The 15,773-nt window shown below is 56.2% G+C and carries 9 protein-coding genes; 6 read left to right on the forward strand and 3 right to left on the reverse strand.

Annotation, left to right across the window (positions count from 1 at the left end):
- Window positions 1-554: 554 nt before the first annotated feature.
- Complete coding sequence (locus tag ABEA92_RS26490) at window positions 555-2,573, reverse strand: M13 family metallopeptidase (RefSeq protein WP_345687992.1); 2,019 nt, start codon at window positions 2,571-2,573, stop codon at window positions 555-557.
- A 308-nt stretch (window positions 2,574-2,881) separates the two neighbouring features.
- Between ABEA92_RS26490 and ABEA92_RS26495 the strand changes: the two genes are divergently transcribed.
- Window positions 2,882-3,532 (forward strand): protein-L-isoaspartate(D-aspartate) O-methyltransferase, encoded by a 651-nt coding sequence (locus ABEA92_RS26495; RefSeq protein WP_345687994.1) that lies wholly within the window; start codon window positions 2,882-2,884, stop codon window positions 3,530-3,532.
- A 102-nt stretch (window positions 3,533-3,634) separates the two neighbouring features.
- Here the strand turns inward: ABEA92_RS26495 and ABEA92_RS26500 are convergent, their stop codons facing one another.
- The gene (locus tag ABEA92_RS26500) at window positions 3,635-4,345 is read right to left on the reverse strand and encodes a hypothetical protein (protein ID WP_345687996.1); all 711 of its coding nucleotides are present in this window, start codon (window positions 4,343-4,345) and stop codon (window positions 3,635-3,637) included.
- 285 nt (window positions 4,346-4,630) lie between these two features.
- Between ABEA92_RS26500 and ABEA92_RS26505 the strand changes: the two genes are divergently transcribed.
- The 3 genes from ABEA92_RS26505 (at window position 4,631) to ABEA92_RS26515 (ending at window position 8,465) form a co-directional block, all read left to right on the forward strand.
- A complete protein-coding gene (locus ABEA92_RS26505) occupies window positions 4,631-5,533 on the forward strand; it encodes a C1 family peptidase (RefSeq protein WP_345687998.1) in 903 nt (300 codons plus the stop codon).
- A gap of 632 nt (window positions 5,534-6,165) precedes the next feature.
- Window positions 6,166-6,810 (forward strand): hypothetical protein, encoded by a 645-nt coding sequence (locus ABEA92_RS26510; RefSeq protein WP_345688000.1) that lies wholly within the window; start codon window positions 6,166-6,168, stop codon window positions 6,808-6,810.
- A gap of 563 nt (window positions 6,811-7,373) precedes the next feature.
- Window positions 7,374-8,465: a glycosyltransferase family 61 protein gene (locus ABEA92_RS26515; RefSeq protein WP_345688002.1), complete on the forward strand. Its 1,092-nt coding sequence runs from the start codon at window positions 7,374-7,376 to the stop codon at window positions 8,463-8,465.
- Between the two features lie 60 nt (window positions 8,466-8,525).
- On the opposite strand, the gene ABEA92_RS26520 is transcribed toward ABEA92_RS26515, so the two are convergent.
- Window positions 8,526-9,065, reverse strand: a complete 540-nt coding sequence (locus ABEA92_RS26520; RefSeq protein WP_345688004.1) for an AlkZ-related protein — start codon at window positions 9,063-9,065, stop codon at window positions 8,526-8,528.
- A gap of 618 nt (window positions 9,066-9,683) precedes the next feature.
- Between ABEA92_RS26520 and ABEA92_RS26525 the strand changes: the two genes are divergently transcribed.
- Together ABEA92_RS26525 and ABEA92_RS26530 are read left to right on the forward strand one after the other, a co-directional pair.
- The gene (locus tag ABEA92_RS26525; protein WP_425572504.1) at window positions 9,684-13,157 is read left to right on the forward strand and encodes a PVC-type heme-binding CxxCH protein; all 3,474 of its coding nucleotides are present in this window, start codon (window positions 9,684-9,686) and stop codon (window positions 13,155-13,157) included.
- Between the two features lie 1,264 nt (window positions 13,158-14,421).
- Complete coding sequence (locus ABEA92_RS26530) at window positions 14,422-14,907, forward strand: transposase (protein ID WP_345688008.1); 486 nt, start codon at window positions 14,422-14,424, stop codon at window positions 14,905-14,907.
- Window positions 14,908-15,773 lie beyond the last annotated feature (866 nt).

Below are 15,773 nucleotides of genomic sequence, written 5' to 3' on the forward strand. Positions count from 1 at the left end.
CCGGTGAATGCTCAGACAATTGTTTCGTTTTGACTTCGACTGCCATCCCTGTTTCCAAAACAGGGCTCCGTTGCGAAGCATGCTGCTTGCAGCCATCCTGCGACGTGAAACGCTTGCCACCCCTTACATGCCCATGGGGGGGACGCAGCACCTTCGCGATCGAATGACCCACGCAAACATAGACCACGATTAGGGCACAGGTCGCCTAAACCGTACAAATTACGCCAGAACGTGCCGGGTACAGAAAGTTTGCCGAAGCAATCCAACCTGTGTCGCTTGAGAAAAAAAACAGGTTATTCCGGTCCTAGCGAATGCAACGATCGCCGAGAGCAAGCGGACGCAAGCAACGAGAGCGTGCTGACGCAAGGAAATGGGGCGTGCAAGTAGCCGGGACCAGCGGGCCGACAGCAGAGCGGCAGAGAGAAAGCAGGGGAGGAGAGCGGGGACGCCGTGCGGCGGCACTCGAATTGAGTCACCGCCGCGACCACCACGCGAACGTCACGGTGACGATCGCAACCTCATCGCTTTGGATCCGGTATCGATGCCTCGTGAACCTACCAAATGCGGACGCGTTCTTCCGGTGGCAGGTACAACGGATCACTTGGCTTGACGTCAAACGCCTTGTACCAAGCATCCATGTTGCGGACGATTCCGTTGACGCGATACTCGCTCGGGCTGTGAGGATCGGTAATCAATCGCTTCAACAACTCTTGCTCGCGATACAAACGTCGCCAAATTTGCGACCATCCCAAAAAGAAACGTTGGTCCCCGGTCAAGCCATCGATCACGGGTGCCTCTTTGCCGTCAAGCGACAATTGGTAAGCCTCGTACGCCAGGCTCAATCCACCCAGATCGCCGATGTTTTCACCAAGCGTCAGGTCACCGTTGACGAAGTTGCCTTCGACCGGCTCGAATTCGCTGTACTGTTTTGACAAGATGGCAGCGCGACGCTCGAATTCTTCGCGGTCGCTCGGGGTCCACCACATTCGCAGATTGCCATGACCATCATATTTGCTGCCCTTGTCATCAAATCCGTGGCTCAATTCGTGCCCGATCACGGCACCAATCGCGCCGTAGTTCACCGCATCGTCCGCCGCCATATTGAAAAACGGTGGCTGCAAGATCGCCGCCGGAAAAACGATCTCGTTCATCGTCGGGTTGTAGTAGGCGTTGATCGTTTGCGGTGTCATGTGCCATTCGTCGCGATCGATTGGACCGCCTAACTTTTGCAAATCCCGCTCGTGCTCGAAATTTGCCGATGCGATGATATTGGACGCCAACGAATCGGGATCGATACTCAGTTTTGAATAGTCTTTCCATTGATCGGGATAGCCGATCTTGGTGGTGAACAACCCCAGCTTCTCGATCGCTTGTTTCTTGGTTCCTTCACTCATCCAATCTCGCGACTCAATCCGTTTTGCGAAGGCTTGCTTCAAGTTTTCGACCAACTCATTCATCCGTTCTTTTGCTTCGGGCTTGAAATGCCGTTCCACATAAACTTGGCCGACAAGCTCGCCCAACACACTGCTCGTCGTGTTGACCGCCCGTTTCCATAGCGGCTCTTGCTCGGTGATCCCGCTGATCGCGGTGTAATGAAAATCAAAGTGACGCTGTTCAAGCGACTCGGTCAATTCCGAGGCGTAGGCGTCGAGCAAGCGAAATTTCAAGTAGGCTTTCCAAGCTGCCAAATCGGTCTCGACAAACTGAGTTGCAAAGGCATCGATGTAACTTGGTTGGCGGACGACGTACTTGTCTTGCTTCTGCAGCCCAGTCGCTTTGGCATAAGCCGTCCAATCGAAACTGCCAAACTTTTTAGCCAACTCGGCCGCAGTCATCGCGTTGTAGGTTTTGTCGGGATCTCGATTCTCAGTCTTTGTCCACTGAGCCTGGGCGATTGCATGTTCAATCTTGTAAACGTTTTCGACATCCGCGTCACTCACCTCGCCGAACTGGCTTAGCAGATCACGAATGTAGACCTTCAATTGCTCGCGAAGCTCGACGTAACGTGGTACGTCTTCGAGATAGTAATCACGATCCGGCAGCGTCAATCCCGCCTGAGTGACGTACACGGTGTACTGATCACTTTTTTTCGCATCCACTCCGACGAACGATGCAAACGGACCGTAGACACCGTTTCGCGACAACGATCCAAGCACTTTAGCAAGCTCGGCTTTGGATGTTGCCGAATCGATGGTGGCGACCAAAGGTTCAATCGGTGAAATTCCAGCCTCGTTCCGCGATTGCATGTCCGTCACGCTGCGGTACAAGTCGCCGATCTTTTGTGCCGCCGAGCCCTTGCTACTTTTTTTCGCCGCCGACTCTTCGATCAATTCACGGACTTGCTCGCGAGTCTGGTCATTCAAAATCGTGAAGATGCCGTAGTCCGACTTGTCTCCAGGAATTTGGGTCGTTTCCAACCATTTCTGATTGGCATATTTGTAAAAGTTCTCACCCGGTGAAACACTTTCACTAAACAGCGATTTGTCGATCCCGGACACAGCGGATGTCGCTGCCGAAACCGTTTGTTGTGCATGAAGCGTTGCCGAAACCAGCGAGCTGGTGATACCGCACAAGCATGCGCTCGCGAAAAGTGAACTTCGATTAAAACCTATCAATGGTAGTCTCCGACTGGATTGAATTGAAACGTTAGCGGTCCACAGCATCCGCTGTGCCAGTGGGGGTGAAAATCTCGCCACATTGGCTCGAAATGGCCATCAGTCTCGCTGCCACGCCAAAATGCCGCCCCCCTGACCACATTCAGCCGGCATTCTATCCGAAAACCGGCAATTGCTTTATCCGCGTGACGAGAATCTCGGCAGTTTGTTTGCCGAGATCCGCGGCGGTATGATGAACGAAGACGCAGCATTGGAGTGGCCAAGTGATGGGCGACGATGATTTTCAACATCAGCGAGCACAATTGATCCGCGACGAGTTGCCACAACTTGGCATCCATGACGAAGCGGTCCTGCATGCGATGATGTCGGTCCCGCGAGAACACTTTGTCAGCGAAAAGAATCGCGAATTCGCCTATCGCAACGCCCCGCTGCCCATTGGTTTTGGGCAAACCATCTCGCAACCACTGATTGTCGCCTACATGATCGAGGCCTCGCAGTTGGCGTCGCACGAGCGATTGCTCGAAATCGGCACCGGATCTGGATACGCCGCCGCCGTGATGTCGAAAATTGCAAAGGAGGTTTTGACCGTCGAGCGGCACCCCAAACTTGCTGAATCGGCACGCAAGCGACTGAAGCGACTCGGTTATGAAAATATCCGCGTCTTTCAATCCGACGGCACCCTCGGGTTACCCGAGCACGCCCCTTTCGCCGCCATCATTGTCGCGGCGTGCGGCCCCAGCGTGCCTCCGCCACTGCTTCAACAACTCGAACTCGGAGGACGCCTGGTCATTCCCGTAGGCGAGAAACAGGGATCTCAAAAACTGGTTCGCGTGACGCGGCAAGCGGAAAACAAATTCAAGCACGAAGAATTAGGATTCGTACACTTCGTACCGCTCGTCGGTGAAGCGGGCTGGTAGACGGATCCCGATTGGGGCGCGGGCAAGATGCCTCAATCGCGGCCTTCAGTCCCAACGCCGGCGGCAGGACATGGGACTCGCAATCACGCCGCTGACGGACCATCAGTCGAGTCGATCCCACAACACGCCTTCTCCGGTCCCGTCGCCACGGAACCGCAGCAGCCTCGACTCCTGGTTGCGATTGAGACATTTGATCGCGTCAGCGAGCCGGCGTTTGGGATCAAGGTCGGGCTTTTGAGACAAAGGATCATCAATTTTTGCCGGCCAACCATCCTCTTCGAACGCGGTCAAAATCGTTTCTTGATTCAGCGCGGGCCAGCGAAACCGTTTGATCAACTGGGTCCCCAAACGCAATTCATGACGTGCGGCATCCCAACACGGACCGCTGTTGGCCAGCGGAGACGCCGTCTCGCCACTCCGGTTCACATGCACACCACTTGAAGATCGCACACCACTTGAAGATCGCAATTGCCGTGACACCAACCGTTGGCCTTCGTCAGAAAGCGTGAAACAGGATCGGCCATCAAAGACGACCCCGGCTAGCTCGCGAACCATGCGATGCTCGTCCCCCGGTGAACTGAGGTCCTGGCCATGCAACAGCCAATGACGACACACCAACCAGCGAACATCATTGATGCGGATTCCAATCTCTTGCAACTCGGCAAACGAAATCGCAAACTCCCACGGCGAGCATGCCGCATCCGCCGCATATTGCGCCGCGTCATGAAGAAGCGTGAGTGCATCGGCGAATGAATTCAGCTTCTCGGTAACGAATTCATCTTCGCGATGCCAATTTTCGCTGACGACATCCATGTTTGAAAAACCTATGGATTGAAATCAAACCGATCTTCGTGCTTGAAATCTACACGCCCCCCATCCGAAGGTCAAGGCACACGGGTGCATGAGCTTGCTTTCTCGATTCATCTCTTCGCAATCAAGAACCATGCTGCTTCTTTTTGCAACCTGATGGCTTCACCACGCTGTACGTATTGAATTCTTGCACTCGTCGGTTCAATAGCCATTCCAGGTGCAATGGAGGGAGACAGCCATGACAAGTCGCGGCAACGAAACGGTGCTGTCAACGACAAGGTGCGGTCAATGACATCATTTACTCCTGAGGCGTTTGGCTGGTGTCCCGATATCACCGATCCGCGAGACTTTCCGTTCACCCAGGGCATCTTAACCAACCGTCCCGCGACACTCGCCCCAACAACACCGTCCCCGCCAACACTCGCCCGCCCGCTGAATTCACTGCCGGACTTTTTGGCCACTTCGCGATTGCCGGCTGCACAAATTTTGGACGAAGAAACACTGCAGCTGCATCCACGCAACGACGGTCCAGATCATTCGACCGCTGCAGTGATGAGCTTGTCATTGGTCGATTGGCTCAGCCGACGGTGGCGTGGCATCCCACTGAACCGCAGTGTCAAATTCTTGCACCAGATGACCATTCGAACTCAGGGAGGCGGCGGTGTGATGGGAGTCGGTCTACGGGCGACGCTCAAGACGCTGGTTCGCTTCGGCGCCCCTCCCGAACCGATGTGGCCATCGAATTCCCCCGCAGCGGACTTTCCCACGGACCCGATGCTGTTTGCATTCCGCGGCGACTATGCGAATTTGAAGTTCTATCGCATCGACGATCGCTCCAGCTCAGCGAACGACACCTTGATTGCGATCAAACAGTGGTTGGCATCAGGAGCTCCTTGTTTGTTTGGATTTTCGGTTCCCGATTGCCTTACCACTCACAGCTGGATCCCCCATGAACACGATCGCAGCGGCATTTTGGGCGGGACCGCAGCCATCGCGATGGGATACGACGACGATTTTGTCGAAAATGCCCCGCGGCCTGAACTGCGAGGTGCCTTGCGAATCCGCTGCGGCTGGGGCGACCAGTGGGGCGAGCATGGCTATGGATGGTTGCCCTATCGCTACGTCCTGGAGCGTTGGGCCATCGATTTCTGGGGAGTCCATTACCCGCAACGCCCGAGCGTCTCGGAATGATCCCGTTGCCGTCGTGGCTGGCGAGTCGTCGCCGTGGTTGGCGAGTCATTGTGAAACCGTGGTACAGCGATGGGACGCCCTGGGGGCAGCCATCGGGTTAGTATCGAACACTGCATGCCCGGTCGGCTTCCGTTGTTCTGCCGAACCAACGTCTTAAGATCGAAACAGCGCCGTAGGTGGTTGGCACTTCCGTTGATTTCGTTACCCGGTACCGAGGAAACCAAGCAATGACTCTGTTTCGCACTCTGGCTCCATTACTGGGGCTCTCTGTTTTGATGGTCACCAGTGCCAACGCCCAACACTTCGGTGGTCACCGGATCATTCATTCGCAACCGACATGCTGGACAGTTCCGACCTATCGCACCATTTTGCCACCGCCAGTGATCCATCACTCACCGTCGCTCTGTTATTGTGGGCATCCCAGCACGCCACATCCGCATGGGCATTGTCATGTCGTCCATCCGCCATGCACACACTGTGGACATTACCCATGCCGCTGCCACTCGCACCACCCACACTGTTCCCATTGTGGACACTACCCCTGCACGTGCCACCATCACGACCCTTGTTCGCACTGTGGACACTACCCCTGCAACTGCGACTGCAATCATTGTTTGGATTGTGAGATCCGGATGAGCCATCACTGCGACCGACGCACCTGCAGCAAAACTCCTATCCACGTGAAAATCATTGGCCGCATCCCGCGAATCGATGAAGAAACGAATTGCTATGTGACAAAGATCGATTTCCAAGCACCGACCAAAGTGCCCTACGTCATTTCAAAAACACACAGGTGTGTCGAGATTGGCAAACGTGCGATCACCTGTCTGCCCGGCTGTACGTTCTCGCTATGCGTGCCCATCAATGAATGTTGTGAAAACGTGCTGACCTGTGAACTTCGCAACAAAACGATGAACCTGCGTGCTTGGAAACGAAACAATGGGACGTATGACGTCTACGTCTTGAACCAAGCAAGCGGTCCTTTTTCAGCAGGGGGCATGCCTGAGAAATGGTTGGTCATGCACTGCGCGACCAAGTCGCAAGTCGAATCAAAATTCCCAGAGGTCCAAGTCACCGCGCGCGACGGCAAACCGGTGTCGGAACGCGTGGTGTTGAATCGTCGCGTTCCTCAATCCACGTCGGCCGACACCGAGATGGAATTCGTTGTTTCTCAGCCGGACGAAAAAACGGCGGCGGACGAAGACAAACCGTCAGTCACCAGTCGTGCGGCGACCGCGACGCCCCAGCCACCGCTGGCCGGTTTGGCAGCCCAATGAGTCGACAACCAAATCGCACGTCGCGAAGTCCCGGCGGCTTCGCGACGCGATCACACAAAACGCGGGCATAAAGCGATTTAGGAACGATTCGGAAATAACATCGGCAATCGAGTTTTGTGACAAATCACGCGGGTGACGTGTTTTCTTTGTCGTGAACGAGGCTACGTACCCCCTTCGTGCCACTGAGTCGCTGGGACTCGTTGTCTCGTCCATTACCTCCAAAGCGGACGGCCGAGCTACGCGCATTCCAGCAACGCTCTAGCGGAACGGCCAAACGCCACCGCAGGGTTCGTGTCATTCGGGAAACATATCGAAATGACGAATCTGTTTTCGAACGGTTGCTTTAGAGGAGGTTTTGCGAAAGAAACGAGAGAATCCCACGAGGCTTGCAGGTTGGTCTTGAACCGGTCACGCGACAAACGATACATACAGGCCGCAGAACCGGTTGTTTATGCTAGCCATACACTGCGCTAGCCGCAGACTGCACGAAGCAATGGCCCGGGTGACAAAGGAATTCTGCCCGCGTGCGAAGCCGCCTTGCATAGCCCCCCTGGATGGATAACGTGAAGATTCGAGAGTATGAGACGCCTCTATCGGGTGAAATCGTCGAGCGGCCTCTTCCTTCGAATTTGGATCCCCGTCATCGCGATCGTTTCGTCGAACTGCAGCATGAACGTTTGACGCATCCCAAGATCGAGATCTATCAAGACGCAGAAGTCCGAGGACGCGGTCCGGTGTTTTCACAGGGCCGTCCCATTGCCGAATCGTTCGCGGCAACGCCGTGCTTAGACCGCTGGTATCGTCGACACGGACCGGCGAAGGCAGCGATCGAAGCATGCCTCAGCCGGCCGCAAACACTCGACAGGCCAGCGCTCTGGATTACCGACAACTGGTGTTCCAACTACTACCACTGGATGTGCGATACTTTGCCGCGACTCGAATTGGCGGCGATGCATTGCGACCTTCCATCGACAACCCTGTTGTTGCCGGCACAGCTCCGGCGAATGAGGTTTGTGGCGGAATCGCTGCTTACGTATGAGCTGAAAGAAGTTCGATTTTTGCATCGATTCGAGCGAATCCGCTGCCGTGAATTAACGATCCCTTCGCACGTCGCGTCTTGCGGCAATGTCCGTCCGCCGATAATCCACGCGTTACGAAAACGGTTCTTGGATCAGATTGCTCAGTGCAATGAAACCGACGGTTCTTCGCCGCAACCTAGGCGAATCGATAGCACACGGATCTATATCAGCCGCCGCAATGCCAAACGTCGACGCATCGAAAACGAGCAAGACATCCTGCCGATCTTAGCCGAACACGGTTTCGCCACGGTGGTGGCCGAAGACCTTAGTTGGCTACAACAGCTACGGATTTTCTCTCGGGCGCACTCGGTGGTGACGAACCATGGCGCGGGCCTGACCAATATCCTGATGATGGCACCGGGATCCCAGGTGCTTGAAATCACAGGCGACGAGACGTTCAGCGTGCCTTGTTTTCATTCGCTCGCCGCGGCGTCCCAACTCGACTACCGGTACTTGGTTGTCGACCAAGCAAACGCTCGAAAATCGTCGCATGATGGGCACCTGCGGGTAGCCCCCTCGTCGCTTGACCGCACCCTCACGGAAATGCTGCAGCCACTGCAACGCCAATCAGCCTAGCGTCGATCCCAACGTCATGGGCGATTTCGGCAAGGCAACGAACCGCGGTCCACCCCATTTTCACTCGTACTGGCTCACGATGTCCAAGTGAACTTCACGCATCGGCAACCAGAAATCGTTTTTCAGTTTCGGGTCGTTGGAGCGGACGATGTTCAGACTCACTTGCAACCTCTTGAGCGCCGAATCGAACTGGCTTTTCGTACATCCCAATCGCGTGATCGCTCGCTTGCGAAGCGGGCCGGTGTAATCGGGCTCCAACCGGATCAGCTCATACACGTCCTGGGACAGCGGATCCAATTCGCAAACCCGCTTGAATGCGACCGGGTAGTGCACATTGCGAAAATGCTGCATCTCCATCAGCACCGCATCGCCGCCAGGGACCTTTCCATAGAACACAGTATCGGGATAGGTCTGGGGAATCCGCGTCTTCCAGTCCCATACGGCCTTCACCTTTGGACTCCATCCGCCACCGCTGGGTTTCTGTTCGGACAATCCCGTGTGGTCCCACAACGAGGGGTAAGGCGAGTCTTTGCTGCCGAAAACCGTGCAAACCTTTTGCTTCAACACAAATTGGTAGGCTTCATCGAATGTCGTGATCATGGAAACGGCTAAATGAGTGAAAAGCACAGCACCACGGTGCGTTGACATCAGTGCCCCGGAAAACACCCTCGGCTTTATAACCAAACCGCCGCCCCCCGCCTAATGCTGTCCACTTCGATCAGCCCCCCGCTCAGGACAAAAACGACACTATTGCGGTATCATCATCGAGCAAACCAGTCCCGCAGAGGGGGCCAAAATAGACTCCGTTTACGATGGGCGACTCGCCCACGGAAAAACGACAATGACACAGTCTCAACAATGGGGCACTTGGGTTGATTCGAACCATTGCCCGGCTACAAACGGATCAATCCCGCGTCGCCCTGCTGCAGAAAAAGCCCTTGGCGACGGCGATCCCGCGATCCATCTCCGCAGGGACTACCGCCGGGTGCCTCCGCATAAACGGCCTATCGGACCGTCAAACCCGCTAAGAATCAACATCAAGGGTAAATCGAGTTCTCGCTTCGTAGGCATCTAGGTTACAATCGTCCTACCTACCGTTGGGGAACGCCCCGTTAACCGCACCATTCCTTGCCCACTGTGTCATTGTGCGACCTTGTTCGCATAAAAACCCAGCCAAAATTAAGCGACATCGAGAAAATGAATCGCAGCTTTTTTGCCATGCTTAAAACGCCATTACCTATACTTTTGATCACCGCCATATTGTCATCGGTGATCGCGGCTCCGTCGGCGAAAGCGGAGACGCCGTTTAGCTTCAAAGCCAATGATGTGGTTGCCATTTACGGCAACGGCCTGGCCGACCGAATGCAGCATGCTCCGTGGGTCGAAACGATTCTGCAGAGCCATTTGAAGGGGATGAATGTCCGCTTCCGCAACATGAGTTTTTCCGGTGACATGGTCAACCAAAAACCCCGCAGCAAGGGGTTCACCAACGACGACGAGTACCTGCAACACGTCGCCCCGGACGTTGTCTTTAGTTTCTACGGATACAACGAGTCCTTCGCGGGCCTCGGTGGTGCGGATGCTTATCAAGCCGAATTGGTGAAATTGGTCCAGCGATACACCGCGTTGCGACGCGAGAAAGGAAAGGAACTCCGCTTCGTTCTGTTCAGCCCCATTGCCTATCAAAACACCGGCAACCGGCATCTTCCCGAGGGAACGGAACTGAATGCGAATCTGGCTCTCTACACCGAAGTGACTCGCAAAGCTGCGGCCGAAGCGGGTGTCACCTTCGTCGACTTGTTCACCCCGACGATGCAGTTGTTCGCGTCCACGACGGAACCGTACACGATCAACGGCATCCATTTAAACGCCGAAGGATACTACAAACTTGGCGGTATCATCTCGCAAGCGTTGCTTGACAAACCGGCACCGCCCAAAGATCAACTTGCCGACATCTACGCCACGGTCCAAGACAAGAACTGGCATTGGCACAATCGATATCGCGCCACCGACGGCAACGACATCTGGGGCAGTCGATCGACGCTGACGTTTGTCGATGGTCAAAGTAACGCCGACGTGCTCAAGCACGAACTGGTGATGTTGGACGTGATGACCGCTAATCGCGACAAGGCGATTTGGGCGGCGGCTGAAGGTAAAAAACACGTGGTCGACGACAGCAACGTCCCGCCTCCCGTGAAAGTCATCTCCAACGTTGGCGGCGGCAGCAAAAGCTCGAGCGCCGCGAAAGAAGGCAGCATTGATTACCTAAGCCCCGAAGAATCGCTGGCAAAGATCAATGTTCCTGAAGGCTATGAATTGAACGTCTTCGCATCCGAAGTTCAATTTCCGGACCTTGCTAATCCTGTGCAAATGCAAGTCGACTCCAAAGGACGCTTGTGGGTTGCCAGCTGGAACACCTACCCGAAGTGGGAACCAGGCAAGGAGATGAACGACAGCCTGATGATTCTCGAGGACACCGACAAAGACGGCAAAGCCGACGTTCGCAAGATCTTTGCCCACGTCCACAACCCGCTCGGGTTTGAATTTTGGAACGACGGCGTCATCGTCACTTCGGGTCCAGACTTGTTGTTTTTGAAGGACACCGATGGCGACGACAAAGCCGACGTGCGATACCCGCTGCTACAAGGTTTGGGAACTTCCGATACCCACCACGCCGCAAACAACTTGATCTACGGTCCCGACGGCGGGATTTATTGGCAAAGCGGAATTTTCTTGGTGCACAACCACGAAACGCCTTGGAAGCAAAACCTGCACATCGGCGATTCGGGCATGTACCGTTTCGACCCTCGTACGTTTGCAATCACGCCTCACGCCGCCAATGCACCGAACCCGCACGGCACCAGCTTTGATCGCTGGGGTTATTGCTATGCAAACGATGGCACCGGTGGCCGATCCTACCAAGTGCGTCCCGAAGGCAAGGGATTCAAAATGCATACCTTGCTGACAAAGGAATTCCGTCCAGTTGCGGCGAATGCCATTCTTTCCTCGTCGCACTTTCCCGAAGAATTGCAGGACGATTTCCTGATCTGCAACACGATCGGTTTCCTCGGTGTCAAACAATATTCGCTCGACCGCGAGGGCAATGGCAAAGACCGTGCGTTCGGAGAGGTCTGGGGAACGCCTGGACTTGAATTGCTGAACAGCGATGATCGCAATTTCCGCCCCACCGATGCAGTCGTCGGCGAAGACGGTGCGTTGTACGTTTCCGATTGGCACAACGCCATCATCGGGCACATGCAGCACAACATCCGTGACCCCAATCGTGACCACCATCACGGCCGCATCTTTCGCTTGACAGCGAAGGGTCGCCCACTGCAAGAGCCGGTTGCGATTGACGGTCAACCGATCGAAGCGTTGCTTGAAAACCTGAAGCACCCGGTCGATGGAGTTCGGCACCGAACCCGAGTCGAACTGAGTGCTCGCGACTCGGACGCCGTGATCGCCGCGGCACAGCAGTGGATCAAGGACTTTGACCCCAACGATGAAACCGAGGCCCACCATCTTCTCGAAGCCCTCTGGTTGCACCAACAACACGGTGTGCGAAACGAAGAACTGCTCAATACGCTGCTAAGTTCGGACGTCAAGCACGCGGTGGTCGCAGCCAAGACGGTCAAGCATTTCTGGGAGAACGTGGACGCCAAGGGAGCGAGCGGTTTTGCGGCCGCTGCCGAACAGGAATTCGTCAAGTTCACTCCTCCGAAGCACCTCAAAGGGGCCGACCGAAAGGCTTACAAATTAGGAGCGGAGGTCTATCAACGCGAATCACACTGTGCGACTTGCCATCTAACCCATGGCCAAGGAAGTGCGAATGTCTATCCCTCGCTGGTCGGCAGCCCGTGGGTCAACGGTAGCGAAGAGCGTCTGATCAAAACGACGCTGCACGGTTTGTGGGGCAAGATCACGGTCAACGGAAAAACCTTTGACCCATCGCGAGGGGTGCCCCCGATGACGGCGTTCCGATCGTTGTTAAACGACGAAGAACTGGCAGCCGTTTTAACGTTTGTCCGCAACACATGGGGCAACCAATCCGCACCGGTCAGTTCGGCGAGCGTGAAGAAGATTCGCGAACAGACCCGTGACCGTAGTACTTTCTGGAAGCCCGAGGAATTGCTCGCCGAGCATCCGCTCGAAGCATCATTGGCCTCGGGAAGTGCCGAAACGAAAGAGTTTTCGAACGAGGCGTTAGAAGCCGAGCTGTTGAGTGCATCGCCAGCCGAACTAGCGAAGACGGCCATTTCCCGCGGCAATGTTCAGCGAGGCAAGAGGTTGTTCTTTGAATCCGGCGCGGCCTGTTTCGCTTGCCACGAACCTCCCAAGGGAGCCGCTCGCCTGGGCCCTGACTTGGCTAAAGTCGAGACCAAGTTGACACCCGAAGAACTGGTCGATTCGATCCTGCGTCCCTCGAAGCTGATCGACAAGAACTATGCCCAAGTCAGCGTGTTGACGGTCGAAGGCAACGTCTACACCGGCGTTCGTGTAGCAGAGAACGACGACGAAATGGTGTTGCAAAACCTTGCCCAGCCTGATCCTATCAAGATCAAGCAAGACGACATCGAAGAGGTCGTCGAGTCCAAGGTATCGATCATGCCCGAGAACCTGACCCGGCAATTGCGAAGTCGCAAGGAGTTCGACGATTTGATGAAGTACATCATCGAAATCCGCAAGCGATAATCGCGGCTCTGCTTGATGGTCCTGATCACAAACGGCGCGGGAGCAGAACTCCCGCGTCGTTTTTTTATGCGTGGTCAGTATTCATGTTCACCACCCGCCCTAAAACCGCGACGCGTAAGCGGCCGGGTCTCCCCGAACCAAAGCTGCAACGTACAAGCAAAACCCGATGCCTCACGGCAAACGGCTCACACCCCCTGAGCCGTGACGCGTAAGCGGCCGGGTACCGTCGAACCACCGCTGCAACCTACAAGCAAGACCCGATGCCTTACGGCAAACGGCTCACACCCCCTGAGCCGCGACGCGTAAGCGGCCGGGTCTCCCCGAACCAAAGCTGCATCGTGCAAGCAAGACCCGATGCCTTACGGCAAACGGCTCACACCCTCTGAGCCGCGACGCGTGAGCGGCCGGGTCCCACCGAACCACAGCTGCAACGTGCAAGCTAAAACCCGATGCCTTACGGCAAACGGCTCACATCCTCTGAGCCGCGACGCGTAAGCGGCCGGGTCTCCCCGAACCAAAGCTGCAACGTGCAAGCTAAAACCCGATGCCTCACGGCAAACGGCTCACACCCCCTGAGCCGCGACGCGTAAGCGGCCGGGTACCGCCGAACCAAAGCTACAACCTGCAAGCAAGCCCCGATGCCTCACGGCAAACGGCTCACATCCCCTGAGCCGCGACGCGTAAGCGGCCGGGTCCCGCCGAACCACAGCGGCATCGTGCAAGCTCGACCCGATGCCTTACGGCAAACGGCTCCCCCCCCCTTAGCCGTGACGCGTAAGCGGCCGGGTATCCCCGAACCACAGCTGCATCGTACAAGCTCGACCCGATGCCTTACGGCAAACGGCTCACACCCCCTGAGCCGCGACGCGTAAGCGGCCGGGTCCCACCGAACCACAGCTGCATCGTACAAGCTCGACCCGATGCCTTACGGCAAACGGCTCACACCCCCTGAGCCGCGACGCGTAAGCGGCCGGGTATCCCCGAACCACAGCCGCAACCTACAAGCAAGACCCGATGCCTTACGGCAAACGGCTCACCCCCCCTGAGCCGCGACGCGTAAGCGGCCGGGTCTCCCAGAACCAAAGCTGCAACGTACAAGAAAAACCGATGCCTCACGGCAAACGGCTCACATCCTCTGAGCCGCGACGCGTTAGCGGCTGGGTACCACGGTAGCCTCTGAACATCGTTTTAGGAAATGCTTTCGATACAACTCGGCTCTCATCCCTCGTCTGTGATACATTTAACATGATTGGGGGCAATTTGCATGAACACGACACCGCTTGGGCTGTTCATTACGTGGACGGTGTACGGCACCTTCCTGCCCGGAGACGCCCGTGGCTGGAGGCACCGCAGCGTTGGGCCTCAACTTGCTCAGCCTCACTTGGAAACTTGGCACCGCGATCGCTTAGGTCACGATGTCATTCTTCTTGAAGACTCAATGCAATTAGTTGCAGAAGCTGCGATTTATGAGATCTGCGATGTTCGGCCCTGGTCTCTCTGGACGACGTCAGCGCGAACAAATCATGTGCATGTCGTCATCACCGCGCCGGAGTACAAGCCCAAAGTGGTGCGAGACCAATTGAAGGCAAAAGCAACCATGGAACTTCGCCGAACATTTGCAATCTGGAGAGATCGTCCAGTCTGGACAGGGAAAGGTGACATTGAATTCCTACATAGTGAATCAGAGATCCAACAATGCGTGATTTACATCAACGAAGCCCAAGACCGCAAGCACCGCGATTTGATGTGAGCCGCGACGCGTAAGCGGCCGGGTCTCCCCGAACCACAGATGCAACGTGCAAGCAAGACCCGATGCCTTACGGCAAACGGCTCACATCCTCTGAGCCGCGACGCGTAAGCGGCCGGGTACCGCCGAACCACAGCTGCAACCTACAAGCAAGACCCGATGCCTTACGGCAAACGGCTCACACCCCCTGCGCCGAGACGCGTAAGCGGCCGGGTCCCCCCGAACCACAGCTGCATCGTGCAAGCTCGACCCGATGCCTCACGGCAAACGGCTCACATCCTCTGAGCCGCGACGCGTAAGCGGCCGGGTACCGCCGAACCACAGCTGCAACGTGCAAGCTCGACCCGATGCCTTACGGCAAACGGCTCACACCCCCTGAGCCGCGACGCGTAAGCGGCCGGGTCTCCCCGAACCAGACCTGCATCGTACAAGCAAGACCCGATGCCTTACGGCAAACGGCTCACATCCCCTGAGCCGTGACGCGTAAGCGGCCGGGTCCCGCCGTACCAAAGCTGCAACGTACAAGCTCGACCCGATGCCTTTCGGCAAACGGCTCACATCCTCTGAGCCGCGACGCGTAAGCGGCCGGGTCTCTACGAACCACAGCGGCATCGTGCAAGCAAGACCCGATGCCTCACGGCAAACGGCTCACACCCCCTGAGCCGCGACGCGTAAGCGGCCGGGTCTCCCCAAAACAAAGCTGCATCGTGCAAGCTCGACCCGATGCCTCACGGCAAACGGCTCACATCCTCTGAGCCGCGACGCGTAAGCGGCCGGGTCTCCCCGAACCAAAGCTGCAACGTGCAAGCGAGCAGGGGCAATCGATTAGGATTACATACTCACTTGCACCTTCCGTGCAGCGTGTGACA

Origin of the sequence: Novipirellula caenicola (genome assembly GCF_039545035.1) — a bacterium.
GTDB classification, from domain to species: Bacteria; Planctomycetota; Planctomycetia; order Pirellulales; family Pirellulaceae; genus Novipirellula; species Novipirellula caenicola.